Here is a 15,232-nt window from a genome sequence, read left to right as displayed (position 1 = left end):
TTAGAAGCCTTCCGGGGAAATCTGCACAGGCGCTAACATTTGTTGGCCTGTGCCGAGGTCTTTGTCCTGTTGGGCGGCCACGCCTGCATACTCCTGTCGGGTAATGACCAAGGGGCACGGCACATCCAGAAGGAGCCCCTGCGTAGCCGAGCCCATGAGCGCACCGTGTGTGACTCCCCTGCCACGACTTCCCACCACGAGCATGGCGGCACCTTTCCCTGCCTCGATGAGCACCCGCGCCGGCACTTCGTGCTGTTCGAATCGATCGAAAACGCTGAGCTGTATGTGCCGGGCACGCACAGCAGCCACAACAGCTGCCAAGATCACGCGCCCCTGCGTGCCAATCTGCTGATTTTCTAAGGATCCGTCGGTACTGGGACGCACCCACCGTGCCGGGGACTGTGAAACACAAATGACTGTGAGTTCCTGCCGGGTGCGTGCAGCCTCCGCTGCGGCAAAGTACGCGGCTGCCATGGACTCGGGGGAACCGTCAATACCCACCACGACGCCGGCATTCACAGCGCGACGGCGTGCCGGGATGACTGCCACGGGGCATCGCCCTGTCCTGGCAAGTTGGAAATTGAGCGTGCCGAACCCCTCACCATGAGCATCTGCCGTTCTGTCCGTCCCGACCACCACCATGGAAGAACGAGCAGAAAGTTCTGCCAACACTTGGGCAGGCTCGCCAAAGAGGAAGCTGCTGCGCACCTCCACAGCGGGGGCAAACCCGCGCACACTGTTGGCTTCACTGTCCAGCATGCCCTCGAGGGACGCCCGGACACTCTGGTAGCTAAAGTGCTCCGGTGAGACCAAGTAGTCCGGCACGGCGTGGACCAGCAGGAGGGGCAGTTTTTGTTGCTGGGCCCGTCGTGCTGCCCATTCGAGGGCAGCACGGCTGGCTGGTGCACCATCCACACCCACCATTATTTGCGATTTTGGCACCATGCGTGTCTCCCCGATTCCTAGCTTGCGCAGCGGCCGCCGCTCAGTCTGTCCCGACTGAGCCGGTGGGGACGGGATCATGGCGGTTCTCATGGGCCGCACTCACCGGCGCCTTCACTGCATCCCTGTCTCCATGAACCACCAAGACCGGACAAGTGGCGTGTTCCGCACAGGCCGAGCTCACTGAGCCCAGCAGCATCCCCGCAAACCCGCCATGTCCGCGGGAACCCACAATGAGCATTTGCGCCGATCTGCTGTGTTCCATCAACACTTTGGCGGGTGTGCCGCGAACGCATACCGCGCTGAATCCTTCGGGCGGGTTTCCCCCAAAGGCATCCTGCACTGCGTCCTTGAGAATTTGCCGCGCACCCTCGTCGGGGTCCCAATCGGGAACTATGTACGATCCAAAAACGGTCTCCATATGCCAGGCCGAGACGGCTGTGATGGTTGCATCCAGTGCCTGCGCCAGCGTTTTTGCCCATTTCAGGGCAAGCACGGACTCTGGCGATCCGTCCACACCGACCACGATGCGCGAACCCTGGTGGATTGTCTTTTCTTCCATGGCTTGATCCATTCTTCTCACGTGTGCCTCAGTGCCAAGTGTTACCACTCCCATGATCTGTGCCAGCGCCTGCTCCTGCACAGGGCCAAAAGGCCCTAACCATCGGGCGGGGCAGGTGTCACTGTTAAGTCCTAGGGGCGCGAGCTTCCTGCGTCCGCGGGCCTGTGCTTTGGGCCCGATCCACCACAAAAGAACACGGTGAACGCCTTGAAGAGCCAGCTCGCCCACAGCAGCCCCGACGTGAAAAACCGCCCGGACCCCGCACAAGTACCGAATGAATTTGTGCTGCTTTACCGCTATTGGGATGCCGCCAACTACTTGACGGTGGCGCAGATCTATCTCAAAGACAATGCCCTTTTGACCTCCCCGCTGACGGCAGAGCACATCAAACCACGGCTGCTGGGCCATTGGGGAACCAGCCCTGGTTTGTCCTTGATCTACGTGCATTTGAATCGGCTCATTCGCAACACCAGGGCCAAAATCCTGTTCGTGGCTGGCCCAGGACACGGCGGCCCGGCAGTCATTGCCAACCTTTATCTGGAGGGGAGCTACTCTGAAATTTATCCCCTAGTTGGTCAGGACCCGGCAGGACTGCAGCAGTTGATTCGCCAGTTCTCCACTCCCGGTGGCATACCAAGCCATGTGGGTCCCCAAACACCGGGATCCATCCACGAAGGCGGAGAGCTGGGGTATTCACTGGCGCATGCCACCGGCGTAGTCATGGACAATCCGGAACTCATAGTGGCCTGCGTTGTTGGCGACGGTGAAGCTGAAACCGGCCCCTTGGAGGGCTCATGGAAGGCGCCGGCCTTCCTGAACCCAAGCAGGGACGGGGCCGTGCTGCCCATCCTTCACCTCAACGGCTACAAGATCTCCGGCCCCACGGTGCTGGGGCGACAATCCGACGAACGGGTCATGGGACTGTTGCGCGCACACGGCTGGGATCCCGTGGTGGTCTCCGGCAGTGATCCTGCACTTGTTCACCCCATGCTGGCCCAGGCCCTGGACAATGCGCACGCCCGGATACTGGAGATTCAGCAGCAGTCACGACAACATGGTGCCAGCACCCCCGCAGCGTGGCCCGCCATTATCCTGCGGACGCCGAAGGGGTGGACGGGCCCGGACTCTGTTGACGGCGTTGCCGTGGCAGGCACTTTCCGCTCCCACCAGGTCCCCTTGGCTGGGGTTCGTGAAAATCCAGCCCACCTGGCCCAGTTGGAGGCGTGGCTGCGCAGCTACAAACCCGAAACACTTTTTGACGCGCAGGGCCGGCTGGCGCCGGAATTGTCCGCCCTGGCCCCCGATCCGGATCGGTGCATGGGCGCAAACCCGTGGGCAAACGGTGGCCCGGATTCGGCCCCGCTTCCCTTGCGCCCCTTGGAAAACTACGCCTTGGATGTAGCCTCGCCGGGGTTCTTGAAACACGAAACCACCAGGCCCTTGGGTGAGATGCTGCGGGATATTTACACGGACACGGCTCACGATCCACGTTTCAGGTTGTTCAGTCCCGATGAGACCAACAGCAACCGCTTGGGCGCCGTCTTTGAAGTCACCGACAGGTGCCTGATGGAGCCAGCCCAGGCCGGGGATGACCACCTCTCCCCGGATGGCCGGGTCATGGAGGTCCTTTCCGAGCACCTTTGCCAAGGCTGGCTTGAGGGATACGTTCTGAGCGGGCGGTACGGCCTGTTCGCTACCTACGAAGCTTTCGCCATGGTGAGCGCTTCCATGACCATCCAGCATGCAAAATGGCTCCAGCACGCCCGTGACCTGACATGGCGGCAACCCGTGCCAAGCTTGAACATCCTGCTCACCTCAACCTGTTGGCGCAACGACCACAATGGCTTCAGCCATCAGGGCCCGGGCCTGATCGACACCGTCCTCTCCCTGTCCGGTTCCGTCATCCGCGTCTACCTTCCGCCAGACTCGAACACCCTGTTGGCCGTGGCCGAACATGTCCTGCTCAGCAACGACTACGTCAACCTGGTGGTGGTGGACAAGCAGGCTCACCCCCAATACCTGAATCTGCAGGACGCGCGGAGGCACGCGGCCGCAGGCGCATCCATCTGGGCCTGGGCCGGGAACGAAAACCGGGAAAAGGTCGCTGGGCCGGACATTGTTCTGGCCTGTGCCGGTGATGTCCCCACCGAAGAGACACTCGCAGCCGCCTGGCTGCTCCAGCGGCATGTGCCCGCGCTGAGAGTTCGCGTGGTCAATGTGATGGACGCCTTGGTCCTGCCACCGCCGGACGTCCATCCGCACGGCCTCTCCGATCCCGATTTTGAACGATTGTTCACAGCAAATGCTGAGGTCATCGTGGCGTGGCACGGATACGCCCGCGCGTTCCACCAGCTCCTGCACGGACGCTTGAATCCGGGCCGATTCCATGTGCGCGGCTATAGCGAACAAGGAACCACCACAACGCCATTTGACATGGTGGTGCTGAACAAAATGAGCCGCTACCACCTTGTCCTGGAGGCACTGCGCCGGGCCGGAATGCACCGCGACGGCGCCCAGGAACTGGCGGAGCACTGCCGGACCATGCTGGCCAGCCACGAAACATATATTCGTGAGCATCTGGAGGATCTCCCGGAGATTCGCGATTGGGTCTGGACACCGCCACAGCACGGATAAGGACAGAGCGTAAGCACCAACCAGGAACCGGACACCAACATCGCAGGGTGGCCAGCGACAACGACGGCATTGTTTCCGTCGCAGCACCCAGAGGGTGAATTGAACATCAGCCAGCACGAGGAAGCCAATCCCTGGCAGGGCGCCTATGCCTCCGCGGCTGGCTGTGCCGTGGGAGCAATCCTGCCGCTGCTGGCCCCTGCAAGCTACGGCATCGGCAGCACCCTCGGGGCCAGCGGTTTCATTGAGTGGTGTGTCCGCGCCTTGTTTGATGGGTTGAGGGGGCCGGTGCCGCTTCCCTCAAGGTGGACCTTCCCATCGACGGAGCATGTCTCCAGTGCACTGGCGGCCTGGCGGAGCGTTCCGGCCGGTCAAACATACACCCTCCGCACTGCTTGGCTGCTTCCCCGGATTCTGTGTACATTCCTGGCTGCCGGTGTGCCTCAGCTTTTCCCTGGAGCAGCGGCCGCAGCCTGCTGCTCCTTGGTGGCCGCCCAGATGGACAGCAGCCGCAGCGCCTCCTCCGTGGCTGATCCCGGCTCCGCCCCATAGACGATCAGGGCCTGTCCTGGGTCGGCCGGGAGGTCCAGAACCTCAAAGGTCAGCTCCACGTCACCCACCACGGGATGGTGCAGGGCCTTGACGCCGGTGTCGTGATACCGGACATCGTGGGCGGCCCAGAGCGTGGAAAATTCCTGGCTTCTGGTGGACAGTTCGCCAACGAGGTCCTGCAGGGACCTATCGTGAGGGTCGCGCCCCACTTCGGTGCGCAGGTTGGCAACAATGTCGGCCGCGGCCTTGTCCCAGTCCCGGAAGAAGATGCGGGCGCCCGGATTGAAGAAGAGATACTTCACAGTGTTGACGGCGCCGTCAACGTCGGCATCCGCATACAGCTCAGAATAGAGGGCCCGGCCCATCGTGTTGGCGGCCAGCAGGTCGCGGCTGTTGTTGCGGACAAAGGCCGGCGCGTCGGCCAGCCCGTCGAGCACGCGTTGCACAGCCTGGCGCACGTTGTGCGATTGTGTGCGCCTGTGGCCCTGCCGGATGGTGGCGGTGCGGGTGGCCAGGTGAAACAGGTGCTCACGCTCTGCCTCGTCAAGTTGCAGTGCCCGGGCCAGCGAATGCAGTACCCCGTCGGAGACGCTGCCAAAGTTGCCGCGTTCCAGCTTGGTGTAGTAGTCCACGCTCACCCCGGCAAGCATGGCCACTTCCTCGCGGCGCAGCCCGGCCACACGCCGGTTGCCGCCATAGGCCGGCAGCTTGGCCTGTTCCGGGGTGATCCTCGCCCGGCGTGAAGACAGGAACTCTCTGATTTCGTCACGGGAATCCATGGACCCAACTTTACGCGGCGGTTGGACGTCCCGGGAGGGACTGGCAGTACCTCCCGGGACAGTACCTCCAGTGTCCTAAACTTCAGTGTCCTAAACTTCAGCGTCCTAAACGTCAGTGACTACCGGGCGACGGCGTGCTGTCGCAAGCAGTTCGTTGGCGCCGTAACTGTTGTCGGCCGGATTCAGTGTGCGCCCCGGGGCCACAAGTTCATCAATCCGGTCCAGGACGTCCGTGGAAAGCCGCACGTTTGCGGCCGGCAGCTGGGACACGAGCTGTTCCATGGTCCGTGGCCCAATGATGGCGGAGGTGACACCGGGATGGTTGATCACGAAGGCGATGGCGAGCTCTATCAAGGTGATCCCGGCGCCGTCGGCCAGCTGCGCCAGGGCTTCCACAACGTCGAGCTTGTGCTGGTTGGCCGGGCTCTCCATATTGAAACGGGCCTTGGGCCGCGCCCCTGAGGTGGGGACCGGGGCCGCGTCCCTGCGCCATTTCCCGGAGAGCCAACCGCCAGCCAGCGGGCTGTACGTCAGGGTCCCCATGCCGTGTCGCTGCGTGGTGGGCAGGACGTCCTCCTCGATGCCACGGACCAGGATCGAGTACGGCGGCTGTTCCGTGACGAACCGGGTCAGGTGAGCGTCACGGGATGCCGTCTGGGCTTCCACGATCTGGCTGCCCGAGTAGGACGAGGAGCCAATGTAGCGCACCTTGCCCTGGTGGACCAGGTCGGTGAGGGCGCCGAGGGTTTCCGCAACATCCGTCAAGGCGCTGGGACGGTGGACCTGGTAGAGATCAATGTAGTCCGTGTCTAGGCGCCGCAGCGAGTCATCAACAGCCTGCATGATCCACTTGCGCGAGCCGCCGCCGCGGTTGGGCCCCTCCCCCATCGGCATGAAGAACTTGGTGGCCAGCACCACGGAATCGCGGCGCTCCTTGAGTGCCTTCCCCACGATCTCCTCCGACCCTCCGGCCGAGTAGACGTCAGCGGTGTCGATGAAGTTGATGCCGGCGTCCAGCGCGTGGTGGATAACGCGGATTGAATCATCCACGTCCGGGTTTCCCCAGTCGCCGAACATCATTGTGCCCAGGCACAGCGGGCTGACTTGCACGCCTGTGCGGCCCAAATTGCGGTAGTCCATGAGGTGCTCCTTAGTTGTGGTTGGCGGCGTCGGAGCCGAAACTGTCAACCAGCACGCTCGCGATTTGGTGCCGGGCGATGATTCCGTCCGATGAATTTCCGGCCCGACGGGTGTCCCCCTGCAGGGGCGTCATGATCAGCTCATCGTGGTGGACATAGTCACACCAGACGTTCCACGCGCCGTTTCCAGTCGTGGGTGCCGACGACGAATACCAGGCCGTAGTTGTGTCGCTTCACGCCTCCGGGATGTCGCGTCCGAAGGCCGCCAGCGTGATGGAGTCAGGGTCAGGACCGCCGCGCACCCCCGTGTTAAGCGCGGCAAGGGCCGCCATTTGCGCGGGGTTTAGTTCGACGTCGAAAACGTTGAAGTTCTCGACGATGCGCTCGGGGCGGACGGACTTGGGAATCACTGAGTGTCCCAGTTGGAGTTGCCAGCGCAGCATGACCTGGGCCGCACTCTTGCCGTGCTCTTCGGCGATGGCCAAGATGGCCGGATGGTTGAAGGTGCTCGTGGCGGAGTCTCCGCGGTAGGAGGTGATGCCGCCGATCGGCGACCATGCCTGGGTGAGAATGCCCAGCTCCCTGTTGGCCGCCTGCACCTGGGGCTGGGTGAAGTAGGGGTGCAGTTCAATCTGGTTGACCGCCGGGACAATGGAGGTCTGCTGGCGCAGCGCAGTGAGGTGGTTCGGCATGAAGTTGCTGACGCCGACGGCGTGCACGCGGCCATCAGCCAGCAACTTCTCCAGCGCCCTATATGCCGCGATGGTCTTGTTGAAGTCGGTGGAGAGCGGCTGGTGGAGGACGAGCAGATCCAGCTGATCCACACCGAGTTTGCCCGCGCTCTTTTCGAAGGCGTGCAGGGTCTGCTCGTAACCGTAGTCGCTGATCCACACCTTGGTTTCGATGAAGATCTCGGAGCGGTCCACGCCCGAGAGTCGGATGCCTTCCCCCACCTGGCGCTCGTTGGCGTAGGCGGCTGCCGTGTCAATAAGGCGGTACCCGGTCTTCAACGCTGTTGCAACCGCCGCGGCGGTGGCCTCCGGGGGTGTCTGGAAGACGCCGAGCCCAATGGCGGGCATGGTGACACCGTTGTTCAGGGTGACGTTCATGGTTTTGTGGTTCCTGTTCATTGCTGCAGGACGGCGATGGTGTTCCCGTCGATGGTCTCCAGTCAACACCTGGCCAGCGTTGTGTGGGAGACCGTGATGATCGGGGTACTGGCAGTGCCTGTCTGGCGGCTTGCCCGGGGACGTACCGTTGTGTGTATGAACAACCGTAGTGAAATCAAGGAATTCCTTGCCTCCCGGCGAGCAAAGCTCACACCCGAGCAGGCCGGGCTGCCCACCTTCGGCGGCATCCGCCGCGTCCCGGGGCTTCGACGCGAGGAGGTTTCGCTTCTGGCGGGCGTGAGCGTGGAGTACTACACCCGTGTTGAGCGCGGCGGCCTTGCTGGTGTTTCGGACTCCGTGTTGGAGTCCATTGCGCGGGCCCTTCAGCTCAATGAGGCCGAACACGAACACCTGTTCAATCTGGCCCGGGCAGCCGCGCCAGCCACACGCCCGCGGCGGCAGGCGGCCAAGGGAATCCATCCCAGCGTGCAGCGCATCCTGGACAGCATGGTGGGCATCCCAGCCTTTGTGCAAAACGGCCGCCTGGACGTCGTCGCGTTTAATGAGCTGGGGCGGGCCCTGTACTCAGGCGCGTTCGAGGATCCGGTCCGCCCTGTGAATTTTGCCAGATTCGCCTTCTTCAACCACCGTTCCGAATCGCTGTACCCGGACTGGAACGTTGCTGCCGACACAGCCGTGGCCATGCTGCACACCGAGGCTGGACGCAACCCCCTGGACAAGTGCCTGATCGATCTGGTGGGGGAACTGTCAACCCGCAGCGAAGAATTCCGCAAACGCTGGGCTCAGCACAATGTGCGTCTTCACAGAACCGGTGCCAAGACCTTCCACCATCCGGTGGTCGGTGAACTCAAGGTGCACTTTGATGCCTTCGAACTGCCAGCAGCACCGGGGCTGACCATGATGACCTACAGCGCCGAACCGGGTTCCCCTTCGGAAGACGGCATGCGGCTGCTAGCCATCTGGGCGGCAAGCAACAAGCAGGCCGAAACTGCTGCCACTGTTCTCCCGGAGCCGGCAAAGGACCAGAAGAAGGGCAGCTTGACCGCCGGCATGGACCAGTAGTGGCTTGTCTTAGCTGCCGTCTCGAATGATGTTGTGGGGGTCCCTGCTGGTACCCCCTAACAACGCGGCCTGTTTACGGCCCGGGCCTTCGTGTTGAGTAGAGGCAGCAAGGGGCAAGCAGGGCCCCCAGCAAATCACCCCACCAATTCGCAGCCCGGAAAGGAATGGTTCCGCAGTGACTCGAGCAGCCCTTCCGGCAGGCGCAACCCAGGCCCTCGCCGGTGCGCAAGAACCAGCACAGCCCGGACGCCAGCACCCCATCGGGGACCGCCTGCCATGGGCGGCCCTGCTGGTGATGGCTCTGATGGGGTTCATCCTGATCGCCACCGAGACCATGCCGGCGGGTTTACTGCCGCAGATCGCAGCGGGTTTGGGCACCACCGAGGCAACAGCGGGCCAACTTGTCAGCGCCTACGCTTTGGGCACAGTCGTCGCCACCATGCCAGCGGTGGCCCTAACACGTGGCATGCCGAGAAAGCCGGTCTTCCTGGTGGGGATTCTTGGCTTCCTTGCCGCCACGATCGCCACGATAGTTACCGGTGACGTGGTCCTCGCCCTGGTGGCCCGCTTCGTCGCCGGCGCATTTTCCGGCCTCCTCTGGGGGATGTTGGCGGGATACGCGCGCCGCATCACTCCCGCCCACCTTGCCGGGCGGGCCCTGGCGATCGCCTCCATCGGAACGCCCCTTGGCCTGGCGTTGGGGACGCCACTGGGCGCTTGGCTCGGCACAACACTGGAATGGCGATGGTCTTTTGGGGCGTTGGCGATCCTGGCAGTGGTCACAGGCGTCCTCGCCGCAGCACTCGTTCCGGATGCGCCGGGTCAACGCGCCGCATCCCGCGTGCCGATGATCCGTGTCCTTGCGCTGCCCGGGGTTGCCGTCGTCCTTGCGGTGATCGTGGCATGGATGGTGGCGCACAACACCCTCTACACCTACATTTCCGCATATCTTCGCGCCATGGACGTTCACTTGCCGGTCGGCGCCGCACTGGCCACCTTTGGCGTTGCTGCACTGCTGGGCATCGGTTTCACCGGCGCGGTGATTGACCGGGCGCTGCGGCAGCTGGTGTTCGTCAGCCTGGCCGTGTTTGTCCTTGCCGGGGCGATCTTCGCACTGGGCCACGAGTCGCTGCCCGCCGTTCTCACTGCCATAGTCCTGTGGGGCGTTGCGTTTGGCGGTGCTGCGGCCCAACTGCAGGCTGCCATCAGTGCCGCAAGTGGTGAGAACGCAGACGTCGCGAACTCCATGCTGGGCGTTGCCTTCAACCTGGCCATCTTCGGCGCCGGGGTTGCCGGCGCCCTGGTTGTCAGCAACCTTGGCGGACTTGCCTTGCCGGTCGTCATGATCGTTCTGGCCCTGACAGCAATCCTCGTTGCAGCCCTCGGGCGCCGCACAGCTTTCCCCACATAGCCTGCCGACAGCGGCCGCCACGTGCCGCCGCAGGCCATCCACCATCCACCTCTTCACATCAACAACAGGAGAAATCATGTTAACCGTCAATGCCTACGCCGCACCCTCCGCGACCGGCGAACTGGTCCCCACCACCATCGACCGCAGGGCCGTTGGACCCCACGATGTCCTCATCGAGATCAAGTTCGCCGGCATCTGCCACTCGGACATCCACACGGTCCGCGGCGACTGGGGCCCGCAAAGGTACCCGCTGGCCCCGGGACATGAAATTGCCGGCATCGTGACAGACGTTGGCTCAGCCGTCACCCGGCACGCACTCGGTGACAGGGTGGGCGTGGGCTGCATGGTGAACTCCTGCGGCGAATGCGCCAACTGCCAGGCCGGCGAGGAGCAGTACTGCCTGGCCGGAAATACCGGCACCTACGGGGCAGTGGACCGCGACGGCACCATCACCCAGGGTGGCTACTCAACCCACGTCGTGGTCACCGAAAACTTCGTGCTTGGCATTCCCGAAGGCCTGGAGCTGGACGTGGCGGCACCACTTCTCTGCGCCGGCATCACCACCTATTCGCCCCTGCGTCACTGGGGTGCCGGACCCGGTAAGAAGGTTGCCGTCATCGGCCTCGGCGGGCTGGGCCACATGGCCGTCAAGATCGCCCACGCCATGGGCGCCGAGGTCACGGTGCTGTCGCAGTCGTTGAAGAAGCTCGAGGACGGTCTGCGCCTGGGCGCCGACCACTACTACGCCACAAGTGATGAAAACACGTTCAGTGATCTGGCCGGCAGCTTCGATTTGATCATCAACACCGTCAGCGCCTCCATTGACATCAACGCCTACCTGCAGCTGTTGCGGCTCGACGGCGCACTGGTCAACGTCGGCGCCCCGGCGGAACCGCTCCCGGTACAGGTGTTCTCACTGATCCTGGGCCGCCGGTCCTTCGCAGGCTCCGCCATTGGCGGCATCCGCGAAACCCAGGAAATGTTGAACTTCTGTGCCGAACACGGCATCGGGGCGGAGATCGAGGTCATCCCTGCGAGCCAGATCAACGAAGCCTACGAGCGTGTTTTGGCATCAGATGTCCACTACCGCTTTGTGATTGACGCTGCCACGATCTAGGCCGTGTTTCGTCATCATCCGGATGGATGATTACGACAGACTGTCACTAAAATATGCTCGAAGCATGAATCAGCAGAAGAGTGCCGTGGGGGCCAGGACACCCAACAAGTGGGCCGGACTGGGTGTCCTGGCGGCCGGACTGTCCATGATCGTCATCGACGGCACCATTGTGGGTGTTTCCCTGCCAACCATTATCGACGATCTCCATCTGGACCTCAATGAGGCGCAGTGGGTCAACAGCCTCTACTCCGTGGTGCTGGCGGCACTGCTACTGAGCAGCGGGCGTTTGGGTGACCGGTTTGGCCGGCGCAAGCTGTTCATCATCGGTGTGGTTCTGTTCATGGCGGGCAGTATCCTGGCTGCCCTCTCGCACGGCGCGGCCGGATTGATCCTCAGCCGCGTGGTGCAGGGCATTGGCGGGGCGGCGGTGCTGCCCGCAACGCTCTCCAGCGTCAATTCCACCTTCTTCGGCAAGGACAGGACCACGGCGTTTGCCATCTGGGGCGCCGTGATCTCCGGCATGGCAGCCATTGGGCCGTTGCTGGGTGGCTGGCTCACCTCGCAGTTTGCGTGGCAGTGGATCTTCGTCGTCAACGTCCCGCTGGGCCTGCTGGTGCTGGTGGGGGCCAAGCTGTTCGTAGCCGAGACCCGCTCCCCCCATGACAAGCCCGGACTGGACGTGGTGGGGCTGCTGCTCAGCGCCACAGGCTTTGGCCTGCTGGTCTTCGCCCTGATCGAGGGGCCAACGCTGGGCTGGTGGTCCGCACAGTCGGCGCTGCACCTTGGCCCCATCAGCTGGCCGGCCGACGCCGCGCTTTCAATCGTGCCGCTGGCCTTGACGGTGGGCCTAGGGGCGTTGCTTGGCTTCCTGCTCTGGGAGAAGAACCGGGCCGCCCGGAACCGCTCAGCCATCCTGGACCTCTCCCTGTTCCGGGTCAAGACGTTCTCCTGGGGCAACATTGTGGCGGCCATGGTGGCGATCGGCGAATTCGGCCTGCTGCTGGTCCTGCCGCTGTACCTGATCAACATTCTGGGCCTGGGTGTCCTCACCGCTGGATTCGTCCTGGCGGCCATGGCCCTGGGCGCTTTCTTCTCCGGCGCCTCGGCCCGCCACCTGGCCGCCAGGATGGGGCCGCCGGCTGTGGTCATTGTGGGCCTGGCCCTGGAGACGGTGGGACTACTGGTGCTGGGCCTGTTCATCACGGCCACCACCTCAGTGTGGCTCATTGCAGCGCTGCTGGTTGTCTACGGCCTGGGCTTGGGGCTGGCCTCGGCCCAACTCACGGGCACAGTCCTGGCCGATATCCCCACGTCCGTCTCCGGCCAGGGTTCAGCCACCCAAAGCACCGTCCGCCAGCTCGGTGCCGCCCTGGGCTCGGCCATCATGGGCAGCCTGCTGGCCCACTTCGCACTCTCGCAGGCCACCACTTTGCTGGGCGGCGTGCCCGGCCTGCCGGAAAGCCAGGTGCCGGCCCTGGCCGGCCAGCTGCGCGATTCCGCCGGCGGCGTGGTGCCCATGCTTGCCCAACAGGGGGTCAACGGTCCCCTCGGAGCCGCCGGACCGGCCGCAGTCGAGGCACTCTCCAACGGCTTCGCCCAAGCCGTCAGCGCCTCAATCCTCGGAGCCGCAGCCTTCTTGCTCCTTGGCCTGGTGGGCTCGTTCTTCGTGGCCGCAGCAGCACGGAAGGGCAAGCCGGAAACCCTGACGGGGCACCCGGATCTGGCGGGCGCTGACGGCGGGCGTTAGGACGGTCGACGGCGGCTGGCCAGTCATGCCTCTCACCAACCTGGCGTCAGTCGTTGTCGCGCTTGAAGACAAGCATCAAGGCGCGCATGCCCAGCACAAAGCCGCCAAAGAGCAGGGCAAAGCCGAGCGCGGAGAACAGGTGGACCTGCTCGGTCAGCAGCGGCCCTTCGTTGCTGGTGATCAACATGATGGCCCCCACCACGGCCGCCCCGGCCAGCACGGCAACCACCAACTGCTGGAACAGGCCGGTGAGGTAGCGCCTGTCGGCGGGGTGGGCCAGCACTCGCACGTTCACGGAGAATCTGCCCGCTTCTAGGTCCTCGCTGATCTTATTGACCCGCCGCGGCAGCCGGGTCAGTAGCGGGAGCAGCGCCACCATGCGCTGCTCAAACTCATCCTTGACATTGCCAACAGTGATTTTTCCCTGCACCAGGCGGTTGCCTTCGGCACGGGCGGCTGCCACCAGGTCCATGCCGGGATCGATCACCAGCAGTGTTCCCTCCACGGCGGACAGGGCACGGAAGGCTGCCCCGATCTGGGCCGGGACGGAGAATTTGTGCGCAATCACCAGGGCGAACAGTTCGCCGAACATCTTCTGGCTGCCGCCAACACGGAACCCGGTGCGGAAGCGGGTCAGCAATTGGCCCAGGGACCGTTCCACGGCGCGCACGTCCAGGTCGTCGGGCCGGTCCAGCAGCTCAATGAGCGCGTCCGTGGCCCCGGCGGCGTCGTTCTTGTCGATCGCATACAGCATCATGCCCAGGGCCTCCTGGGTGGCGGGGTCCAGCCGGCCAACGGAGCCAAAGTCCAGCAGCCCCAACGTCCCCTCGGGGGTGATGAAGATGTTGCCCGCGTGCAGGTCGGCATGGAAGACGCCGTCGGAGATAATTTGTTGCAAGGTGGCACCGAGGAGCGTGGCGGCCAGGGCGCTGCGCTGCTGCTCCGTCAGCTCATGCAAGATGCGGCCGGCCGAGCTGACGGGACGCCCGGGCAGCCGGTCCATGACCAGCAGCCGTTCCCCCGAGTGCTCCGGGTACGCATGCGGGACTGTGACGGCAAACGCACCGGCGTCCAGCGCGTGTTCAATGCTGCGCATGTTCTCCAGCTCGATGGTGTAGTCCAGCTCCTCCTCGAGCGATCCGGCAAAGCCGCGCGCCAGTTCGTACACCCCCAGGGACTTGCCCCACGGTGTGGTCTTGTTCAGCCAGTGGGCCAGGCGGATGATGATGTCCGTGTCCAGATTGACCTGTTCCAGCGCCCCGGGCCGCTGCACCTTGATGACCACCTCGGTACCGTCTAGCAGCATGGCCTGGTGCACCTGCGCCACGGAGGCAGCTGCCAGCGGCACGGGGTTCACCTCGGCAAAAACTTCCTCCAGCGGACGGCCAAGCCGTTCCACCACGGCAGCCTCAATGACCTCCCACGGCTCCGGATTGGCCTTCGTTTGGAGCGTCTCCAGCTCACGAATGTAGGCCTCGGGCAGCAGGTCGCGTCGGGTGGAGAGCATCTGACCGAGCTTGACGAACGTGACTCCTGCTTCATTGAGCGCATTGCGCAGGGCTCGTGCCGTTTGCTGCTCGTGCTCATCACTGCTGACTTTGCCGAAGCCGCGCAGCCTCGAGCCCAACCCATGGTGGACAGCAAGGGAGACGATGTCGGCATAGCGGCGTGCGCGCCGCCGTCGGGCCTGCCAGCCGGTGAAAAGCGTTGTCAGCGCGGGCAGCGAACCCGTGGGGAAGGCTGCCTCAAAGAAGACCAGGGCGCCCACTCCCAGGGCAAAGATCCAGCCCACCGCCAGTATCAGGAATAGTGCCGCCACGGGCGGGGCAACATTTAGCCCGTTGGTATTTTGGCCCATTGCCGCCCGGAACAAGTACTGCACGGTGACACCCATGGCGGCACTCATGACGAACCCCACCACCAAGGACCTGGGCCAGCCGATGGGCACACCCACCACGCGGCGCACCACGGTGGCGGCCAGCCAGGACTGCAATAGTAGGAACAAGAGTCCCGAGATGGCAATAAGGACTATGAACAGCACGTCTAGGACGGCCATCAGGAAATGCGCCTGGAGGGCAGTGTGTTGTTAATGGTCATGGGTGCTCCCATCGGCTTCGAATGTGACTTCACTGTAGCGCTACAGTCCCGTCCGCGCATGCC

12 protein-coding genes are annotated in these 15,232 nt (G+C 63.8%); 5 read left to right on the top strand and 7 right to left on the bottom strand.

Going from position 1 to position 15,232, the window contains the following annotated elements; translation table 11 throughout:
- The gene (locus ACX80Q_RS03255; RefSeq protein WP_459329077.1) at positions 1–945 is read right to left on the bottom strand and encodes a universal stress protein; all 945 of its coding nucleotides are present in this window, start codon (positions 943–945) and stop codon (positions 1–3) included.
- A gap of 40 nt (positions 946–985) precedes the next feature.
- A complete protein-coding gene (locus ACX80Q_RS03250) occupies positions 986–1,504 on the bottom strand; it encodes a universal stress protein (RefSeq protein ID WP_459329076.1) in 519 nt (172 codons plus the stop codon).
- Between the two features lie 240 nt (positions 1,505–1,744).
- Between ACX80Q_RS03250 and ACX80Q_RS03245 the strand changes: the two genes are divergently transcribed.
- Positions 1,745–4,138 carry a phosphoketolase family protein gene (locus ACX80Q_RS03245; RefSeq protein WP_459329110.1) on the top strand — a complete coding sequence of 798 codons (2,394 nt, stop codon included), beginning with the start codon at positions 1,745–1,747 and terminating at the stop codon, positions 4,136–4,138.
- A gap of 440 nt (positions 4,139–4,578) precedes the next feature.
- On the opposite strand, the gene ACX80Q_RS03240 is transcribed toward ACX80Q_RS03245, so the two are convergent.
- The 4 genes from ACX80Q_RS03240 to ACX80Q_RS03225 form a co-directional block, all read right to left on the bottom strand.
- A complete protein-coding gene (locus tag ACX80Q_RS03240; RefSeq protein ID WP_459329075.1) occupies positions 4,579–5,466 on the bottom strand; it encodes a helix-turn-helix transcriptional regulator in 888 nt (295 codons plus the stop codon).
- A gap of 105 nt (positions 5,467–5,571) precedes the next feature.
- The gene (locus ACX80Q_RS03235) at positions 5,572–6,606 is read right to left on the bottom strand and encodes an aldo/keto reductase (protein WP_459329074.1); all 1,035 of its coding nucleotides are present in this window, start codon (positions 6,604–6,606) and stop codon (positions 5,572–5,574) included.
- Between the two features lie 10 nt (positions 6,607–6,616).
- Complete coding sequence (locus tag ACX80Q_RS03230) at positions 6,617–6,739, bottom strand: hypothetical protein (RefSeq protein ID WP_459329073.1); 123 nt, start codon at positions 6,737–6,739, stop codon at positions 6,617–6,619.
- A 99-nt stretch (positions 6,740–6,838) separates the two neighbouring features.
- Entirely contained in the window at positions 6,839–7,714 is an 876-nt protein-coding gene (locus tag ACX80Q_RS03225; protein ID WP_459329072.1) for an aldo/keto reductase, read from the bottom strand.
- A 156-nt stretch (positions 7,715–7,870) separates the two neighbouring features.
- On the opposite strand from ACX80Q_RS03225, the gene ACX80Q_RS03220 reads away from it, so the two are divergent.
- The 4 genes from ACX80Q_RS03220 to ACX80Q_RS03205 all read left to right on the top strand — a co-directional run bounded on the left by ACX80Q_RS03220 (position 7,871) and on the right by ACX80Q_RS03205 (position 13,072).
- A complete protein-coding gene (locus tag ACX80Q_RS03220; RefSeq protein ID WP_459329071.1) occupies positions 7,871–8,797 on the top strand; it encodes a helix-turn-helix transcriptional regulator in 927 nt (308 codons plus the stop codon).
- A gap of 175 nt (positions 8,798–8,972) precedes the next feature.
- Entirely contained in the window at positions 8,973–10,208 is a 1,236-nt protein-coding gene (locus tag ACX80Q_RS03215) for an MFS transporter (RefSeq protein WP_459329070.1), read from the top strand.
- A 76-nt stretch (positions 10,209–10,284) separates the two neighbouring features.
- Positions 10,285–11,325 carry an NAD(P)-dependent alcohol dehydrogenase gene (locus ACX80Q_RS03210; protein ID WP_459329069.1) on the top strand — a complete coding sequence of 347 codons (1,041 nt, stop codon included), beginning with the start codon at positions 10,285–10,287 and terminating at the stop codon, positions 11,323–11,325.
- Positions 11,326–11,389: 64 nt separating this feature from the next.
- Complete coding sequence (locus tag ACX80Q_RS03205; RefSeq protein WP_459329068.1) at positions 11,390–13,072, top strand: MFS transporter; 1,683 nt, start codon at positions 11,390–11,392, stop codon at positions 13,070–13,072.
- Positions 13,073–13,118: 46 nt separating this feature from the next.
- On the opposite strand, the gene ACX80Q_RS03200 is transcribed toward ACX80Q_RS03205, so the two are convergent.
- Complete coding sequence (locus ACX80Q_RS03200) at positions 13,119–15,128, bottom strand: ABC1 kinase family protein (RefSeq protein WP_459329067.1); 2,010 nt, start codon at positions 15,126–15,128, stop codon at positions 13,119–13,121.
- Positions 15,129–15,232 lie beyond the last annotated feature (104 nt).

The sequence above is a fragment of the Arthrobacter sp. HLT1-20 genome, from assembly GCF_054510895.1.
This window is presented reverse-complemented; position numbering and strand designations above follow the sequence as displayed.